Annotated in this window: 16 protein-coding genes; 5 read left to right on the top strand and 11 right to left on the bottom strand. The window is 41.6% G+C overall.

Annotated features, from left to right (window positions below; translation table 11 throughout):
- Positions 1 to 63: 63 nt before the first annotated feature.
- On the bottom strand, positions 64 to 1,728 hold the full coding sequence (locus AK825_RS01095; protein ID WP_068033976.1) for an AMP-binding protein: 1,665 nt from the start codon (positions 1,726 to 1,728) through the stop codon (positions 64 to 66).
- Positions 1,729 to 2,263: 535 nt separating this feature from the next.
- On the opposite strand from AK825_RS01095, the gene AK825_RS01100 reads away from it, so the two are divergent.
- Entirely contained in the window at positions 2,264 to 4,372 is a 2,109-nt protein-coding gene (locus tag AK825_RS01100; protein WP_068038862.1) for an NADPH-dependent 2,4-dienoyl-CoA reductase, read from the top strand.
- Between the two features lie 100 nt (positions 4,373 to 4,472).
- Here AK825_RS01100 and AK825_RS01105 read toward each other — a convergent pair whose 3' ends face one another.
- From AK825_RS01105 to AK825_RS01130, 5 genes are all read right to left on the bottom strand, one after another.
- Positions 4,473 to 5,435 (bottom strand): hypothetical protein, encoded by a 963-nt coding sequence (locus tag AK825_RS01105; RefSeq protein WP_068033978.1) that lies wholly within the window; start codon positions 5,433 to 5,435, stop codon positions 4,473 to 4,475.
- A 79-nt stretch (positions 5,436 to 5,514) separates the two neighbouring features.
- On the bottom strand, positions 5,515 to 5,655 hold the full coding sequence (locus AK825_RS14745) for a hypothetical protein (protein WP_158511261.1): 141 nt from the start codon (positions 5,653 to 5,655) through the stop codon (positions 5,515 to 5,517).
- Positions 5,656 to 6,144: 489 nt separating this feature from the next.
- The gene (locus tag AK825_RS01120) at positions 6,145 to 6,615 is read right to left on the bottom strand and encodes a hypothetical protein (protein ID WP_068033985.1); all 471 of its coding nucleotides are present in this window, start codon (positions 6,613 to 6,615) and stop codon (positions 6,145 to 6,147) included.
- Between the two features lie 39 nt (positions 6,616 to 6,654).
- The gene (locus tag AK825_RS14935; RefSeq protein ID WP_082787126.1) at positions 6,655 to 7,155 is read right to left on the bottom strand and encodes a PAAR domain-containing protein; all 501 of its coding nucleotides are present in this window, start codon (positions 7,153 to 7,155) and stop codon (positions 6,655 to 6,657) included.
- A gap of 218 nt (positions 7,156 to 7,373) precedes the next feature.
- On the bottom strand, positions 7,374 to 8,393 hold the full coding sequence (locus tag AK825_RS01130; RefSeq protein ID WP_082787127.1) for a lipoate--protein ligase: 1,020 nt from the start codon (positions 8,391 to 8,393) through the stop codon (positions 7,374 to 7,376).
- Between the two features lie 444 nt (positions 8,394 to 8,837).
- Here AK825_RS01130 and AK825_RS01135 point away from each other — a divergent pair, with 444 nt between their 5' ends.
- Positions 8,838 to 9,884, top strand: coding sequence for an ATP-binding protein (locus AK825_RS01135; protein WP_068033989.1), 1,047 nt, complete (start codon positions 8,838 to 8,840; stop codon positions 9,882 to 9,884).
- Between the two features lie 138 nt (positions 9,885 to 10,022).
- On the opposite strand, the gene AK825_RS01140 is transcribed toward AK825_RS01135, so the two are convergent.
- Positions 10,023 to 11,621, bottom strand: a complete 1,599-nt coding sequence (locus AK825_RS01140; protein ID WP_068033991.1) for a GMC oxidoreductase — start codon at positions 11,619 to 11,621, stop codon at positions 10,023 to 10,025.
- Between the two features lie 126 nt (positions 11,622 to 11,747).
- A complete protein-coding gene (locus tag AK825_RS01145) occupies positions 11,748 to 12,059 on the bottom strand; it encodes a Trp family transcriptional regulator (RefSeq protein ID WP_068033993.1) in 312 nt (103 codons plus the stop codon).
- Positions 12,060 to 12,302: 243 nt separating this feature from the next.
- Here AK825_RS01145 and trpB point away from each other — a divergent pair, with 243 nt between their 5' ends.
- Both trpB and AK825_RS01155 read left to right on the top strand, forming a co-directional pair.
- On the top strand, positions 12,303 to 13,529 hold the full coding sequence (trpB, locus tag AK825_RS01150; protein ID WP_068033995.1) for a tryptophan synthase subunit beta: 1,227 nt from the start codon (positions 12,303 to 12,305) through the stop codon (positions 13,527 to 13,529).
- A gap of 270 nt (positions 13,530 to 13,799) precedes the next feature.
- Positions 13,800 to 14,708, top strand: a complete 909-nt coding sequence (locus tag AK825_RS01155) for a DMT family transporter (protein ID WP_068033997.1) — start codon at positions 13,800 to 13,802, stop codon at positions 14,706 to 14,708.
- A 31-nt stretch (positions 14,709 to 14,739) separates the two neighbouring features.
- Here AK825_RS01155 and AK825_RS01160 read toward each other — a convergent pair whose 3' ends face one another.
- Positions 14,740 to 15,303, bottom strand: coding sequence for a TIGR00730 family Rossman fold protein (locus AK825_RS01160; protein WP_068033999.1), 564 nt, complete (start codon positions 15,301 to 15,303; stop codon positions 14,740 to 14,742).
- 86 nt (positions 15,304 to 15,389) lie between these two features.
- On the bottom strand, positions 15,390 to 16,538 hold the full coding sequence (locus AK825_RS01165; RefSeq protein WP_149038739.1) for a hypothetical protein: 1,149 nt from the start codon (positions 16,536 to 16,538) through the stop codon (positions 15,390 to 15,392).
- A 481-nt stretch (positions 16,539 to 17,019) separates the two neighbouring features.
- On the opposite strand from AK825_RS01165, the gene AK825_RS01170 reads away from it, so the two are divergent.
- Positions 17,020 to 18,132, top strand: coding sequence for an alkene reductase (locus AK825_RS01170; protein WP_068034005.1), 1,113 nt, complete (start codon positions 17,020 to 17,022; stop codon positions 18,130 to 18,132).
- 102 nt (positions 18,133 to 18,234) lie between these two features.
- Here AK825_RS01170 and AK825_RS01175 read toward each other — a convergent pair whose 3' ends face one another.
- Positions 18,235 to 19,206, bottom strand: coding sequence for a pirin family protein (locus AK825_RS01175; RefSeq protein WP_068034008.1), 972 nt, complete (start codon positions 19,204 to 19,206; stop codon positions 18,235 to 18,237).
- Between the last annotated feature and the right edge of the window lie 187 nt (positions 19,207 to 19,393).

A 19,393-nucleotide genomic window follows, 5' to 3' on the forward strand; every position in this document is an offset into this window, starting at 1 on the left:
CTTTCTTATAACTTCAATTTAATAGCCAATAACTTATAATGTTACTGGCTATTAAGTTATGGGTTATGTTGCACTTGGAGTAACTTTTGGGGTTTCATGAGCCAATGACTTAGCCGCTTGACGCAGCTCAAATTTTTGTACTTTACCCGTACTGGTTTTTGGAATTTCAGCAAAGATGATGTATTTAGGTACTTTGAAACCCGCTAAATGCTGTTTGCAATGCTCCATCACGGTATCGCGCTGCAAGGTGCTGCCTTCATGAATCTCGATAAAGGCCACTGGTACTTCGCCCCATTTATCATGCGGGGCGGCAACGACAGCACAGCTTTGAATCGCAGGCAACTTATACAAGACGTTTTCGACTTCGATACTAGAGATATTTTCGCCACCTGAGATGATGATATCTTTGAGCCTATCCATAATTTTGATATAGCCGTCAGGGTATTTGACACCCAAATCACCGGTACGGAACCAGCCATCAGCAAACGCTTCTTCGGTCGCCTTACGGCTCTTTAGGTAGCCTTTCATCACCATGTTGCCGCGTAATGCCAGCTCGCCCATTTCCTCACCATCAGCCGCAACTGGTTCAGTCGTGCCTTGTTTAAACACCTCAAAGCCAGTCATTAGATGCGAAGTCACGCCTTGACGCGATTTTTTCTGCGCACGTGCAGCAACATCAAGCTCATCCCACTCTTCTTGTTCAGCGCAGACAGTGACTGGTCCATATACTTCAGTGAGACCATAAACATGAGAGATATGAAAACCCATGGCTTCCATCTCTGCCAGCATGGTTTCAGACGGTGGCGCCCCAGCGACCCAGCCCTTAACTTCATGTTTAATTGCTTCTTTATACTCAGGCTTGCCACTTGCGATCATATTATGTACGACAGGCGCTGAGCAATAATGAGTCACTTTATGCTTAGCAATCAGCTGCAAAATCAAATTGCCGTCAATTTTACGCAAGCAGACGTTGACGCCAGCACGCTCAGCGATAGTCCACGGAAAGCACCATCCATTGCAATGAAATAGTGGGAGCGTCCATAAGTACATTGGATGTTTGGGCATATCCCAATCTAAAATGTTGGATACAGCATTGAGAGTGGCACCGCGATGATGGTAGACCACACCTTTAGGCTTGCCTGTGGTACCAGAAGTATAATTGAGCGCGATAGCTTCCCATTCGTCTGCTGGCTTTTCCCAATTATCTAAGCTGTCTGAGCTGGCAACCAGCTCCTCATAGCTCATCTTGCCAAAACGCTCGACATCGACAGCAGCATCTGTCGCATGAATGACGATTAAGTTTGGAAAAGCTTCATCTATAATCTCAGCATGCTCAGCAAATTCGCTATCTAAAATTAACACTTTGGCTTCTGAATGCTGCAAGCAAAAGGTAAGGGCATTGATATCGAGTCGCGTATTTAGGGTACAAAGTACGCCGCCTGACATCGGTACACCAAAGGCACACTCGACCATCGCTGGGGTATTCGGCATCATGACCGCGACCGTATCATTCTTATCAATACCAAGCTTACGCAGGCCATCAGCCAATTGTCTGCAACGATCATAAGTTTGTTGCCACGTTTGGGTAAGATCATTTTGCTCTAAATCGTCATAGATGATAGCGGTCTTGTCAGGATAGACTTGCGCACTACGGATAATAAAATCAATTGGGGTAAGCGGTTGGTAGTTGGCTGCATTTTTGCCGAGACCCGTGTGAAAGTCGGTCATAGGGATAGTCCTTTATTTTTATCGTATTATGGATTTAGCGGTTTTTTATATTGGATTTTGCATGTTAATAGTTATCTTTACTAACATTTAACCCGTTTATTATAGACAACTGTACTTAGAAAGCGAGCTTGTTTTGTGGCCTTTACTTAACTATGCGGCATAAACAAAAGGCATGGCAAATAATGTTATGAACATGGTGTTGTAAACATACTGTTCACTCGTCAGTCGCTTGTCTGCGTAGCTGATAATAATAGCGGTGTGTTACGATAGAATTAACACTGAATCATTAAATATTTAACATTCTTAAGCCTAATATACCTCATACTCAATGACATGAATACAAGAAAGCCGAAAGTAGACTGTACTACCGTATGGGAAATTAGGTTGCCGATGACATCAGATTATTGTGAGCAAGTTATAACAGTACAACCCACTAATTCATAAGGACAATGATATGAGCGCCAGCTCCAATATTGCAAGCCCAGAAGATTCAAACACTAAGACCTCTGATCGTATTGCTAGCACTGACACAACTATGGATGCTACCAATGCGGCTAAGCATTACCCCCATCTATTTGAGCCATTAGATTTGGGCTTTACTACCCTCAAAAACCGTGTGGTTATGGGCTCTATGCATACGGGACTTGAAGATCGTTTTTATAACTACGGTAAATTGGCGGCGTATTTCGCGGAGCGTGCCAAAGGTGGCGTGGCAATGATGATTACTGGTGGTATCTCGCCCAATCGTGAAGGTTGGTTGTTGCCTGCTGGCGGCACCATGAATACGAGAGCCGACGTCATCAACCATCAGCGTGTCACTCGTGCGGCGCATAAATATGATAGCAAAATCATCATGCAAATATTGCACAGTGGTCGCTATGGTTATCATCCTTTTGCCGTATCAGCCAGTCCCATTAAATCACCAATCTCGCCATTCAAACCGCGTAAGATGAGTATTAAAAACATCGAGCAGACGGTGAAAGACTTTGCGCGTTCAGCTCGTCTTGCCAAGCAAGCGGGATATGATGGTGTCGAAATCATGGGCTCTGAAGGCTATCTACTTAATCAATTCTTATCACGTCATGTGAATAAACGTACTGATGAATACGGCGGCAATATTCAAAATCGTATGAAGTTTGCGGTTGATGTGGTTAAGGCTGTTCGCGCGGCAGCTGGTGAAGATTTTATTATCTTATTCCGTTTGTCAGTTATTGACTTAGTTAAAGACGGCAATGTCATGGATGAAGTCATCACTGTGGCTAAAGCGCTAGAAGAAGCGGGCGTGACTATCATGAATACTGGTATTGGCTGGCATGAAGCGCGCGTTCCGACGATTGTCACTAGCGTACCACGTGCTGCCTTTGTTGACTTTACCGCTGAAATTAAAAAGCACATCAGTATCCCGATGATGGCGGCCAACCGTATCAATATGCCAGACACCGCTGAAAAAATTGTCGCTAACGGTCAGGCCGACTTGATTCAAATGGCACGTCCGTTTCTCGCTGATGCCAACTGGGTTAATAAAGCTAAAAATGGCGAAGCTGACCGTATCAATACTTGTATCGCGTGTAACCAAGCTTGCCTCGATCATACCTTTGAGAATAAACGCTCAACTTGTCTGGTCAACCCGCAAGCGTGTCATGAGACCGAGCTGGTCTATAAGAAAACTAAAAAGCCGCAAAAAGTCGCGGTCATCGGTGGCGGTGTTGCTGGCATGTCAGCTGCTCATGTTGCAGCGCTACGTGGTCATGACGTCACTCTATTTGAAGCAAAAGACATCTTGGGTGGGCAGTTTAACTATGCCAAAGTCATCCCTGGTAAAGAAGAGTTCTTTGAGACTATCCGCTACTACATCAATGAGCTTGAGCATTTAGGCGTCGAGATTAAACTTAATACCAAAGTCGATAAAGCAATGCTTGAGAAAGCCAAATTCCATCATGTCATCGTCGCTACTGGCGTGGTGCCAAGAAGCTTAGCAGGTAAGCTTGAAGGTGCTGATTTGCCACAAGTAATGAGCTATGCAGAATTGCTATCTGGTGAGAAGTCAGTCGGTGATACGGTCGCTGTCATTGGCGCTGGTGGTATTGGCTTTGACGTCAGCGAATATCTCACTGCGCGTCATGGTCAGCCACTCGATGAGCTAGCTCCTGAAACGCTCAAAGATCCAAACTATCGTCCAAAGGCGCAGTCGATTAGTGAATGGCGCGAAGAATGGGGTGTCACTGCTAAGCCTAGCTATCAAACTGATGGCGGCTTGATTAAGCCTGAGGGAATCACGCCTATTCGCCAAGTGTACCTCATGCAGCGTACTAAAGGACGCTTGGGTCGCGGCCTCAACAAAACCACAGGTTGGGTACACCGCGCTCATGTCAAATCGCATGGCGTCATCCAAGTATCGGGTGCACAGTACGAAAAAATCACTAACGAAGGTATTTGGATAACTAATAACCAAGGTCAAAGCCAACTGCTACGTGTCGATAGCGTGGTAGTCTGTGCTGGTCAAGAGTCAGTGGTAGAGCTGATGCCAAATGTCGGTGATGCACCCGATGCACAATACCATCTAATCGGTGGCGCGAAACTGGCGGCTGAGCTGGATGCCAAACGTGCGATTCGTGATGGGGCAGAGGTTGCGGCGGCGATTTAGGGTTTTAGGTTTTAAAACATAGTAGTAATAATGAAACGGTAGGGGAGAGATTTCCTACCGTTTTTTACTTTTTCCTTGAAGTGGTTATCGCAATTATATTTTATTCAAAAATTTCTATGTCATAACCAAATGCTAATAATTCTTGCATTCTGACTTGTTCAAAATTTTGAATCGGAGAGTTCTTGTGCTGTAGAAATGGATTAAACACACTAGTTCTGCAAATCTGATACTTCTGTTTATAAGATCTTTCATAACTTCTAAAGTTATTCTCAAATTTTATGCTTTCAATAAAGCTAACAATAAAATCCTTGAATATTTGAGGGCTTTGAAAAATATCTAAGTCCATCGACTCAATTTTAAAATAGAAGTCTATTAAGTATTCGTTACATATTTCATTTTCTGAATTATCGATAATGCGAAAGTTGTTATTATGATAATAATATGAGCTGTTAATTTCTGTTAGCTTTTTTATATCTATGAGTTTTCCTCCACCCCCAGTATTATTTACTTCTATGGAGACGGTTATTTCTGTTAATTTATATGTATCCTTTTCAAAAGGTAGTGAACTTATAGATTCTTCCAACAAGTCAATTTCATTTGAAGTACGATTGTCTTTGTGCAAGAATTCCATTGTAAAAGTATGTACTTTGAGAAGATTAAAAACTGGTATCTTGGCTTTGGCTTCTAACAAATAAAGATTAAATTGCTCTTCATTAATTTTGAGTTGGGATTTTAGCGCCTCTGATTGCTCTTTGAGAGCTTGTTCAGAACCTTTTTGAGCTTTTATAGATTCTTTGAGTTCAAGACGTTGCAGCCTAAGTTCTTGACTTTGGATTAGATAAGCTTCTATAAAACCATAAAATGCTAATATAGAAAATATGCCTGACAAAAATGCACCAATGTCGCCGAGTGATAATGAACCTACTGTATTATCAGGAGAGCAATTTAGCCAAAATAAAAAAATGACTCCACAAATAACAAGCCATCCTATAGCGATAAGTTTAGCTCTCTTCGGTATTTTTATTTTCAGATCATTATATATAGAGTCTTGATTGTCCGACATTGTCAGTCACCTTAATAGGCTGTTATAAGGAAATATAAATATATATTGTATAAGAATTATGAACCATCAATTCTACAATCTAACCTTCCATCTTTCTAACCAACCACTGCTCAAAAACACCAATTTGCGCTGACAACTTAGGATGCGCTTTTGCTCGTCTATTGAATTTACCTGCAATATCATCTAGCGTGAAATCAGTCTTCGCGGTTGGTATAGTCATAATCACTTTCATCAAAGTTTAAAAAATCTGCGATATTATTCAGTTCAGAAAGTAACCAACTTTCCTTTGTAATCAATTCTTGTTGGTATATTTCAAGATCTTTATTTGGTTCTAGGTCTACAGTCCATATAAATAAAATAATAACGAAAGCAATAAGTGAAATATCAGATAATTTATATTTTTTACCTCTTATTTTCACTGATTATTTTCCTACATACTCAATAATATTTTTCAAAACTAGGTTATTTAATCTGTTTTAAATATTCCAAGTAGTTAACTAATTGCTCTCTATATTTCTCATTCGATTTAAATTTTGGAGATTCAATCCACTTATTACGATTATGAATAATGGATTCTAAGGTAAAGTCCTCATAACCAGACTCCGCTTCACAACAAGGACATATTTCATATAATGGGAATTCACCGTCAAGACCCCATGGCAAGAAATCCTCATCATAGTAACCGCATATTTTACAACTGTGTAACTCTCTATTGAGCATGAAAATATTCCAAATTAGTTGAGTAGGGATGTGTGGAAGCATCAGGCTTGAAAATTGTTCGAGGTGCACCATCTTTCGTTTTGACGGCAAATGTGTTTGTTTTCGGATTATATAGAACCGTATCACCATTCTTTCTGGTTTTATTTAAAGTTCCACGCGGAGGGTCACTGACAAATTCTTGAGCATGACGATAGTAGTCATTTTGAGATTTTAGCTCAGGAAATTCTTTGCTATGTTTACTCCAATGCTCTGCTAGGTTTGTATTAGGAGCTCTTTTCTTAGTAGAAGTCCAGTCGAAACCTTTTTCAGAGTCTCTGTAGATATTGTTATTACTTACCGCTCGTTTTCGAATCACGTACTGTCCAGCTTTAACGCTAGTCTTAGCAGATAGAGCACCCCAACCTAGCGGAAATGACATAATGTCAAAAACCAATCCCGCTTCATCTCCAATTTTTTGCACACCTTCATGGTATTTCGCACGATCACCATTGACATCTATTCATAGAGAATTAAGACGTTCTTGATAAATTAGCTCTTCAGGAGTACCTGCTCCTGCCCAAAGCCCACTGTCTTTCAATGCTTGTTCAGTAGATACGTCAACCCAAATCCCTAACTCCTCATCAGACATTTCATCTTCAGAATCTTTATTGTCAGAAGCTGCAAAGCTAGCAAACATACTATCTGGATCCGACTTCGCAAACACCAAAGGCGTTGGCTGCTCAACCCCAAACACCTCAAAATCCGATTCACAAAACGACTGTTGAATAGCAATCAGCTTAGCGCCGCAGCTGGTCACATCGCCGCCACGTGCGATGGGTGCGCCATCGACGATAAAGGATGCATCACCACTAACAATGGTGGTGACCTTTTTGCATTTTTTACAGATGACTTTGTCGCCTTTACGCGAGACAGGGATGCCGTTATGAGTGGTGTGCGGTGAGCCGGAGATTACCGTCCCACCATGAGAGGTCTTTGCGCCAACGGTGATATAGGCTGCCATAGTGCTACCTTGCTTAAATGCCCGAAGTTTAGATTTTAAAAAAATCTATTATTTGCGTGACATTATAGATGGCTATAACGCTAAATATCAAACTTAAGTTTGTTTAAAGGTATAAATTATATGGTAAGCTCAATCGGCGTGAACTATGAAGGCTTTTGAGTAATTGACTGCAAGAGGAACTTGACTCTCTTTATTCATTATTAATAACAAGCAAAAATCTAACCTTCCATTTCGCTAGTCAACCACTCAGACACGTCATCAATATGCGCTGCCAAATCAGAATGCGCTTTGCTGAGCTCAGCAAGCTTGGCTTTTACTTCATGTCTATCATATTTAATATCAGTCAACGTATCTTTTAATAGATCAATTAATTCAACGTTTAGCGCATCAGAGAAGATGACCACCTCGCTAATGACTGCGTGCTTTACATCAAGGTGCAAATCAATAATGCCCCAATCAAAGCGCGTCTCAATGTGATGAGTAAATTCAGGGGTCTTGCCAAAGCGCCAATCCCAATCCGCCATTTGTTGATAGTATTTATTCAGGTTAGGCTGCTTGGCGAGACTGGCTTCATCCAATTCTTCTACTGGCGCAGTGTCCCCATAATCAGTGTCACGATAGTATTCGCAAAACGCCTCGATAATCGCCTCGGATAAAGTCTCGTGATTGATGTCTTCATTAAATTCAACTAAGTTCGCCACGCGAGAACGCACGGACTTAATGCCTTTTGCTTTGAGTTTAAGCGGATGCGGATTGAGATAATCGCCCAGCTTTTGCATATTGGCATTCACCAATAACGTACCATGATGAAAACTGCGATCCGCCGCATGTTTAAAGGCGCTACCTGATATCTTTTTATCACCGACTTGCATATCATTACGACCGGACAGCTCAGCGTCTATGCCCAGTTTCTTTAACGCATTAATAATGATGGTAAAGTTCGCTTCTTGGTCATAGTCGTCTTTGGGCGATAAAAAGGTAAAGTTGGTATTGCCCAAATCATGAAACACCGCGCCACCGCCACTCTGACGCCTTGCCAAAAACACATCGTCTTCTTCCATCTTATCGATTTTGCATTCTACCCACGGATTTTGCGAGCGCCCAATGACCACGGTCTCGCTATTGCGCCATAAGAATAGCGTGTGCGAGTCGGGATTGAGGGTATTAAATATCCAATCCTCGGTGGCGAGGTTAAACCAAGGGTTGGTAACGCTTGATTTTAAGATGCGCAGTTTCATTATTTATCCTTTTTATTATGGAGATTGTTGGTAGAAGCTATTGTTGCTGATGAGGGGCTTTAATTCAATGGCTGTGTGGTAGGGAGGATGGTTTTAGGATTTGAATATTGAGGTAGAGCAGAGTGTTTTAGTTGGATGTTGAGAAGACGATTTATAAGTTTTCGAGTAATGGTTAGTTGTTGGAGCCAATCCTGCTATCCGCTTGTATCTAACTTGTCGATGGCGTGCGGACTAGTTTGTCTGGTGGCGTTCCAACATTCGAGCGACCACCCCCAGCCATAGTCCGCAACGCCATCGTCGGCGTCAGGATACCGCTACTATCAGGGCTAAACCGCTCCCCAAGTTGACCGGTGATATTTTAAAATCTCACTTACTCTTATGCTACTATTAGGACTAAACTTAAGTGAATAAAAATTCATTTGAAGACTACCTTGGTGAAAATAGATGTCAAATAAAAAGATATTAAAATTAAATGAGTTGTTAGTACTTAATGTTGACGTCTTGACTAAAAGAGTTAGTAACAGAGAAAGTGAACGTAGAGAATTTAAGCTAAAATTTGACAATGGTAATTTACCAAAGCTAGCTCGAACTATGGCGTCTTTTGCTAATAGAGAGGGTGGAGTTTTATTTTTTGGCATTAGAAATCAGCCTAGAGAGCTAATAGGCGTAAAGGAAAATGAAATACCTGATGATGTTGTATTTACTAACTTCTTAAAGGAGTATTTTGAGCCTGAAATTTTGTTTGAATCAAAAACTATAGATTTACTTGGCAAGGATATTCATTGTTTGATTATAAAACCATCAATGAATAGACCTGTAATTTGTAGGAAATCAAAATCTCTAGTAATACAAGGCAAACCACAGAAAGAAATATTAAGAGAAGGTGCCATTTATTACCGCTACTCTGCTTCATCAGATGAGATTAAATACGGAGACTTAAGGATTATACTTGATAATGAAAAAGAGAAATTCTTTAAGTCTATGATAGATAATATTACTCTTTTAAATAAGGTTGGAATGGATAGAGCCGCTATTATTGACGCACAAGAACTGTCCGAGAATGATAACTCTGCATCTGTATTTCTAACGAATGATACAGCGCGAAACCTAAACTGGATAGATAGCGGTAGGTTTGTCGAGGATGAAGATGATGGAGAAAATGCTTATTATGTGGTAAGGAAAGTTGAGATAAAACATGGTGTAGAAATAGCTAAACCAACAGATTTTGCAATAACGCATCAGTTAACAAAATCTGCATTATGTAATGTCGTAAAAATAAGTACAAATCATATTGAAGCAGTTATATGGAAATTAGGAATCAAAGACAATCCTAGATATCATATATCTTCAAGTCACGGAAAAAATAAAATACATAAGTTCAAAAAAGAATGTGAAGATACTATCTTAGATGCTTATCCCTTAGATATGGAAAAACGTCTTGAAGCAATAAAAAAAGTCGCCGAAGAATATAAGGCTGCTTTACGTAAATAACAACAGTCATCTTGAGACATGGTTTAGGCTAAACGAGCAGATATAAGCTGATGGCAGAATTAGCTCCACCAAATCTATAACCAAAAAAAACGCTACTAAAAAGCGTTTTTTTACTTCTAACCTCTACAGCTTTAACACCTACCCAAAATCTTCCCTCAAAATACTCGCCATATTACGCTCGGCAAGTCCCGTGATAAAGACATACGGATTGACCCCAGCGCTACCAGGGATTAACGCGCCATCTTGCACGTATATATTTTTATGCCCTTTGACGCGTCCAAATTCATCAGTTGCCAAGCCTAATACACAACCGCCAAGCGGATGATAGCAGAAGTTATCGCCGAAGCCTTTGGTGAATAATAAGCTTGAAGTCGAGCCACCATTTACTTTGGCGAGTTTTTCGATCAGCTCTTTAGCAGCGTTTACCGAGTACTCATTTTGCTCACGTTTCCAGTTAAGTTTGACGGTTTTTGTGGCTTTATCATAGTAATAATTGCCGCGTTCTGGGTTGTCAGTGATGGCAAGATATAGCGTTGTCCACGTCTCAAGTCCCAATGGCAATGGCGCGAGTTCGGCGAAGATTTTGTACTTAGAGCCACCTCTATCGCCGTCCCACATATTAATGCCTTTGACGGGAATGGTAGATTGGGTAGTGCCCGCGGCATGGACGAAATTGCGTCCCGTCATGATGTTACCGTTTGGCCCCCAATGTTGACCAATATGCTCGTTTAAGTGATTAAGCTTGCCTTCCGCTTGGCTTTTGAGTAGCAGCTCTAAGGTGCCAGTACTGCCAGCGTTTAGAAATAGTTTGTCGCAGGTGTAATGCTCAATTTTATCAATGCCGCCAGTAGTATTAATGACATGTACTTCTAATCTGAGTTGATCATTATCGAGCGCTTGTATGCTATTTACTTTGCGCAGGGTTTTGACCGTAACGTTACCCGTCGCTTCAGCGTCTTTTAGGTAAGTTAAGTCGAGTGAGAACTTGCCTGCGTTATTGCCGTAAATGACTTCACCGCCGAGTCCCGATTTATAGACTTCACCTTTGGCTTCACGTTGCATATAGTCAAAGTCGTAGCTGTTACCGAAAAACTCCGTTTTCATGCCTGCTTTTTCTGCTTGGCGTTCAGCAGCGCGGGTAAATTCGTAATGCTCGGATTGATTAAAAAAAGATTCAGGAATTTGACTGACTTTTAATTCCTCCATCGCCTTTGGAAAGTAAGTGTTGTACATCTCATCAGAATCAATCCAAGGAAACACTGCTTCAAAGTGCGCGCGCCTCGGCTGAATGGCAATCGCGCCATTGACGATAGAGCCGCCGCCATAAGCGCGTCCGGCGAATACTTTCATCTCATCATATTCGATTAAATCCAAAACGCCGGGGTATTTCCTGATAGGGATTGGAATCGGGATAGGGGCGTTTGGCATATTGCTAAACCAGCTTGAGCGTTTATCCGCAGTAATCATTTTGCAAAAAGTATCGTGCTTGGGCGTTCTATCCCAGCGCATACCCATCTCAAGTATCAGCGCTTTATGCCCTTTTTCGCTTAATCGCAGGGCCGATACTGCGCCGCCGTAACCACTACCGACGATAATATTAGGAAAATATCCAACTTGGGTGACGGTAGTAGGCAGTTTTGGCTGCTTGGCAAGCGTTTGGCAACCAGTGATCGCCGCGGATGTACTGACTGCCGCTACACCTAAGCCCATTGATTTAATAAACTGTCGTCGTTGCATATGTTTTCCGATTTTGTAGCTGATTTTGGAATGAGTTTTCTATAAGCAACACTTTAACGAACATAAGTTTCTTTATTATTACGCTGACAGAATTTATTTGACACTTGTTAGTCATTTATTAAGGTTTTATAGCTTAAGCCCCTCACTAATATCAGGTAGCAATTCATTAATTTGATGTTGCCCAAATACCTTAGCACCTCTTGAAACGGTTGCAATGCCGACGCCAAGCTTTGCACTAATATCTCTTTGCGTTACGCCTTGCTGTAGTAGGGCAAATATGGTTAAGCGATTGGCCAGCTCTTTTTGCTCTTTTTCTGTCATGAGCGCATCGAATATCGCTGATAGACGTTCTGTATTATCAGTTTCAACCAGTAGCTTTATTAGATAATCATAAGCTTCGCTCGTCTGATTATTCGCTTTCTGGGTTTCTTTTGACATGTTTACTCCTTCTTAATCAAATCAAATTCGCTAATAAGAGATAGCTATAAATACTTTCAGATCAATTCTAGTTATTGACCTTAAACAGGACTTAACTTAAAATACGTTTCAGTGTACTAGAACATAGATACAATGGCCTTATTATAACGCCACAAAAATAATTTGCTTGGATAATTTTTCAAATACTAAAACTTCACATACTAAAATTTCAAATATCACAATTTCAAATATTAGGGTTTAACGATGACAACAGAAAATACGACAGACAGCTATGGCCTACATCAATCTATTTTGCCGAGTAGCGAGGGATTATATGGCGAGTTCGGTGGCAAAATAGGCCATCCAGAGCTTGCCAAAGCTATGGAAGAAATCGAAGTAGGATTTCGTGAGATTATCAAAGACGAAGATTTTATCGCTGAGATGAAGCGTTTGCGCGAGACTTACGTCGGCAGACCAAGCCCGATATTTCACGCCAAACGTTTAACCGAACATTGCGGTGGGGCACAAATTTACTTTAAGCGTGAAGACCTAAATCATACTGGCGCGCACAAAATTAATCACTGTTTGGGTGAAGTGTTATTAGCGAAAAAGCTCGGCAAAACCAAGGTCATTGCCGAAACGGGCGCAGGGCAACACGGGGTTGCATTAGCAACCGCAGCGGCACTGATGGGCTTGGAATGTGAGATTCACATGGGTGTGGTCGATATTGAAAAGGAACATCCAAACGTCAGCCGTATGAAAATTTTAGGCGCTAATATTGTACCTGTATCACGCGGCGCAGGGACGCTGAAAGAAGCGGTCGATAGCGCTTTTGAGACGTATCTTAACGAGCTTGATAGCAGTATGTTCGCCATTGGTTCAGCGTTAGGCCCTGCGCCTTATCCTGAGATTGTCAGCTATTTTCAATCGGTCGTTGGTCGTGAAGCGCGCGGTCAGTTTTTAGAGACCACTGGTAAATTGCCTAATAAAGTGGTGGCCTGCGTCGGTGGCGGCTCTAATGCTATCGGTATATTCAGTGGGTTTTTGGGTGATGAGAGCGTTGAAAAAGTAGGGGTGGAGCCTGCTGGTGAGGGCTTAGATACGCCAAATCACGCAGCTACCATGACGCTGGGTGTGAAAGGTGAGATTCATGGCTTTAAATGCTATGTCTTGCTGGATAAGGATGGCGAGCCAGCCCCCGTACACTCGATTGCCTCTGGTTTGGACTATCCAGGCGTAGGCCCGCAGCATTCACTGTTACGTGATATGAAATTGGCCACTTATGAGTCTGCGACAGATGCAGAATGTCTAGAGGCCTTTATGGCGCTATCACGATTAGAAGGTATCATTCCCGCTTTAGAAACCGCCCATGCCATTGCCTATGCGATGAGAGTGGCCAAAGATATGTCACCTGATGACACTATTTTGGTCAACTTATCAGGGCGCGGTGACAAAGACATTGATTTTATTTTGGATAAGGTAAAGTTATAAATAATTAATTACCGACAAATACATAAAACAGCATCTATCAAGCGATTAAAAAGTTATCATCGTGGCGTTTTTAACGACATAATGTTTTTAATAATATAACTTTTTACGACTTAGCATTCTTCAAAACTTATAGTCGGTTCAATTTAAAAGTGGTACAAGGCAACCGAGTGCAGATGTATATCTAATACTTCAATCGAGGTTAACGCTGTCACACTTTTATAGTGGATTGACTATAGAAAATGTAGTCTAAACGCTTAATAGGATTAACCAGTGACTAAACGCGACCTCATCATCTTTTTTACCCTCTCTTTTATGTGGTCGCTATCTTTTATATTTTATCGCGTTGGTGTGCCTGAGTTTGGCTCGATAGCATTTGCAAGCCTACGGGTGTTATTTGCAGGGTTGACCATGCTGGTTTTCGTTTTGCTCAGCTCAGAAAATCGACGCGGCATTCGCGAAAACTGGAAGCTACTGGCCGTTGTTGGTCTATTCTCTACTGCCATTCCATTTGTGCTGTTTTCATTCTCAGCACAGACAGTGAACGCGGGTGTATTAGCGGTGCTGAATGCCTCTGTACCGATGATGAGTGGCTTTATTGCCAGTACGTTTTTTAATGATAAGCTCTCAAAAAAACAAATCCTTGGCTTGTTTATTGGCCTTGTAGGTGTCGTCATTTTGATGAGTGAAAGCTTGTTTGCTGGTAGTGATCAAGACTCAAGTCTGATGGCGGGATTATTGCCGATGGGCTATGCTCTATTGGGCTGCGTCGGTTATGCGACCGGGGCAAATATTACCAAAAACTATTTGCAAGGCTTATCACCGATTGCTATCACTGCAGGCTCGACCATTATTGCGAGCATGGTCATGTTACCCATTGGCCTGTATGCGTTTCCGTATGGTAAGAGCATTAGTCTACAAGCTTGGGTATCTGTCATCTGCATCGGGGTGTTTTCGACGGCAATCGCACTGATTTTTATGAACCAGCTCATTAAAAATATTGGTCCAATGCGAGCTACGAGTATTACCTTAGTCATTCCGATTTTTGCGATATTTTTTGGTTATGTATTGCTGGGCGAAGCGTTAGATTTGGGCGCAATTATTGGCTCAATAGTGATATTAATTGGTACGTATTTGTCTTTGAACTTGTCATTAACTATATTTAAGAAAAAGACGGTTTAGTTATGGAGCGTTAGACTGCTTTTACTTAGCGTTAAGTTGTCCATTTAGGTTTAGGTGGCGTATAAGCTGCCATTTTATCAAAGAGTTCTATGATATCGTCTGATATTATCAGCATATCCAGATACTCTTGCTTCATAAAACCACCAGTAACCATGGTCTCAAAAAAGGTAAATAGGCCATCAAAATAACCGTTCACATTTAGGAAGCCACAAGGTTTATTGTGCAGTCCTAACTGGCCCCAAGTCCAGACTTCCGAAATTTCCTCTAATGTTCCAGGACCTCCAGGTAAAGCGATAAAACCATCGGCAAGATTTGCCATAATGGTTTTGCGATCATGCATGCTTTTTACCAAAATAAGTTCGTTGACCCCAGTATGAGCCAGCTCCTTATCTGCCAAATGATCTGGAATAACGCCGATGATATGCACACCAGCAGCGATGGCTGTATCGGCCAGTGTACCCATCAGCCCGACCTTACCGCCTCCGTAGACGATATTCAGCTTCTTGATTGCCATTACTTGAGCCAACTCAATTGTTTTTTCTACATGCTTTGGATCTGATCCTTGTCTTGATCCACAAAAAACAGCAATACGCATTAGGTTCCTTAAGTTTTTTTGCATAAGTTTTTTTACATAAGTTTTTTTGCATGAATGTTCTGTTTATCGATATTTGAGCAGTGTAATTATTGCCCAGTCTCGACTACACAAGTGACGCCATGCAAACAGTTTCTATCTTTAACTGTATCACGCAGCGAAGGTATGTCTAACGCTTTATTTAATTGATAATGCGTCACTTCCCATTGATTTATTTTATGACCGTTTTCATCTTTATCAGGTACAGGGTATAACTGATGACGTTCGCTATCTGACTGCTCCATAAATACTAAGAGTTTTTGTACGTCTTCAGCCAGTTGACTGTCAGTACGCTTGGCCAGTTGCATCATCAAGCGTTCATCTTTTAAGAGATAGAATTTACGTATATCGTCATCGATCCATCGAACGTTCTCTGAACCAAAAAAGAGTAGATAGCGGTACGTATCTAACAAAGCGTTGGCATCATCATAGAATCTACTATCTGGGTAACGGCTTATAAAATCTTCCCAAAATACAGCACGTTCAACCAATTCTTCAAAAGATATGGCAATCGCAGTATCGAACCAAAATATCTCTTGGTTGTCTTGCGCCATCCGCTGGATAAATTCACTTTGGTCATCTGGTAGATAGGGGGTGAACATATCAGCCATTGCCGAAAGGTCGTGATGAAATTCAAAATGATCTTCGCCCATATATCGTACACTAACGTCAGCTCTGCTCCTTACCAAACTAATAAGGTATCGGACACGAGGATTGACCTGCTTTAATTGTGCTACCGTCAATTTTCCATCTTGTTCAACATTTTCCATTACGGTGAAAAATGCTTCATCATCCATAGAGCTATCAGCACTCAAAAAACGTCCATACATCGCTTGGTAGTATTCTAGCCATCGCAGTATCTCAGCGTTGTCAGCCACTGGCAAGCAAGCATCTATTTGGCGCTGAACTGTATGAATATCTTCGATTTCACTCTTATTATCAATAGCATTTATCGTGTCATCGAGCTTGGTACAAATGAGCTGCACTTTTAATGTTTTTTCAGATAACTTTACCAATGCTTTAGTGAGTGCTTTTGGCGTTTTTGCTTCCACGAGAGGTTGGGTACTTGGTGACTCTACAGATTGTGCTGACGTTGAAGTCGCATCTGATGAATCAGTTTTATCTGAAGGGGGCTGGCAAGCAGTAATGCCGAGCAATAAGCTTATACCTATGATGAGTGTTGTTTTGTTCATTTGCACAGACTGCATCCTTTCAGTACTCAATAGAGTACTAATCTTAGTTTTTTGAAAAAGTCTTTTGCCTATTAAATATGCAAAACATTAGTTTAAATATGAAATCTAATAGTTCAATAAAGAACTATTGTTTACTTATGAGTATTCTACTCTTTTATAGTCTTTTGAGATAGCCAATGTAGCCCTCTTTAAGAATTAGATAAATGTGGAAAGGTGTTTTTGTTTGTAAAGCTTGCTTGAATAATAGTAGATATCCCCTATAAAGAGAACGGTCGTTCAATATAGCTTCTTATTTGAATATAGTTTCTTATTCGACAGGTTCTTATTTGATAGATACTTATTCAATAGGCACTTACTTATTGACTAAGCAAACATACATTTTGTTGACCTAATGACTCATAAAGATTTCATAGTTATCAGTAAATTACTTTATAGTTATGAATACCACTTTTACCCATATTTTTTATAACAACAAACAAGGCATACCATGGCTTACGATAATTTATTTGAACCAGTAAAAATGGGCACTCAAACCCTAAAAAACCGTATTATTATGGCACCACTAACTCGTCTGCGCGCTGTTGAGCCAGGCGATGTACCGACTGCATTGGCAGGCGAATACTATTCGCAGCGTGCGGCAGGAGCAGGCTTAGTCATCGCAGAGGCGACGCAAGTCTCTTTTCAAGCAAAAGGCTATGCAGGTGCGCCTGGTATCCATACTAAAGATCAAATGACCGCATGGAAAGCCATCGTAGATAATGTCCATGCTAAAGGCGGAAAAATCGTCGTACAGCTATGGCATACGGGTCTTGTGGCGCATGAAAGCGTACAGCCTGATGGCAAAGCACCTATATCAGCATCAGACGTCGAAGTCGGTGCTCGCACCTCTTTACGTGATAGTGACAACCAAGCGATTCGCGTTGAAACGACGCCACCACGCCCAGCCACCGCTGATGAAATAAAGCAAGTCATCAAAGATTTCGCTCATGCTACTAAGACGGCACGTGAAGCAGGCTTTGATGGCGTAGAGGTTCATGGTGCACATGGCTATCTATTGCATCAATTCTGGGTTGAGCAAACCAACAAGCGTGATGACGAATACGGCGGAAGTCGTGAGAACCGCGCACGCTTAACCCTTGATGTCATTGACGCTTGTGTTGAGGCTTGGGATAACGATCACGTCGGTATACGTATTTCGCCACAAGGCACGTTTAACGCTGTAGAAGCAGGCTACGATGAAGATGATAACATCTGGCTGGTTGAACAGATTAACAAACGCGGTTTGATGTATCTCCATCTATCTGAGCCTGATTGGGCAGGTGGTACGCCATATAACGATGGTTTCCGTCAGCGTATTCGTGATGCCTTTGACAATACGATTATCGCCGCAGGTGGTTATACTGCCGAAAAAGCAGAAAGAAACGTACGCGAAGGGTATATCGATGCAGCCGCCTTTGGTCGTGATTTTATCGCCAATCCTGATTTGGCAGAACGTATCCGTCAAGATGCTCCGCTCAATGAGCAGCATCCAGATAGTTTCTATGGTGGCGGCGCTGAAGGCTATACCGATTATCCGTATTTGGATCAAAAACAAGCATAAGTGTATGCTTAGTTTTAAATGTTAAGACAATAAAGAGCCGCCTTACTATGACAGTAAGGCGGCTCTTTTTGAGCTTGTATTAATGGTTAAACGTTTTAGTTATTAGCCAAAGTTACCTGTTTGATAATCACGGAAGGTTTGTTGAATCTCATCTTGGGTGTTCATGACGAATGGACCATAACCTGCTACTGGCTCGCCAATAGGTTCACCGCTCATAAGTAACAGCTTAGCAGGTACAGAGTCGTTGCCGTCCACTTGATAAGTTAACGTAATGGTATCGGTAGTACTTGTATTGATGCTACTTGTATTAATAGTATTCTGCTCATCTGTAGCGTCTATTCCAGTAGGCTCAGCAAACTGAACCAGCTTGCCCGCGTCAACTAGAGTATCGTTGATGAGTAGCTTACCTTGTTGCACCAATATCATAACATTATGGGTGTTCGGCACTTGTAGCGTCGTTGATCCTTCGCTATCAAGCGCAATATCCCATAAGTTGATTGGCGTAAAGGTAGAGGCAATACCGGCTTCCCCTTGCAACTCACCTGCGATAATAGCCGCTTTACCAATTGCATTGTCATTGCTGTCGGTTAACTGAACGACTGCCATCTCATCACGTTTAAGCGTCTGATATTTAGCATCAGTTAGCTTGTCTTTTTTGGGTAGATTGACCCACAGTTGCACCATACTAAAGACGCCGCCATTCTGTCCAAAACTTGGCGAGTGAAATTCTTCATGAATGATACCGCGACCAGCGGTCATCCATTGCACATCGCCTTTTAGGATATCACCGCGACCGCCAGTTGAATCCGCATGGCTAATCTCGCCTTCATAAGCGATGGTTACCGTTTCAAACCCTTTGTGCGGATGCTGACCGACACCATGTGGCTGGGTCTCATAATTTGGATTGGGCGCAAAATTCATTGGTTCGCTATAATCCAGCATCAAAAACGGATCGCTATGAGCGTAATTAAAGTCAGGTGTGCCGTTAGAGTAGTTGATAAAGGGCTTCACATAAAAACCGTCACCGACCCAATGCGAAGGTTTATCGCCGTGAATGTGTTTAATTTGACGCATATTTCACCTCGTAATTTTATTTATTTGAAGTATTATTAGACTAACTACTATTAATAATATCTACATCTATGAAGTAATATATGGTGTATATCTACACAATTATCAAGAGGCTGTCATTAAGAAGCTATAATCAAAATCAACTCAAGGTTAAGCGCTGTTTCTGCTTAAATCACTTCTTATAATGGGT

This window comes from Psychrobacter sp. P11G5, from assembly GCF_001593305.1.
In the GTDB taxonomy this organism is placed as follows: Bacteria; Pseudomonadota; Gammaproteobacteria; order Pseudomonadales; family Moraxellaceae; genus Psychrobacter.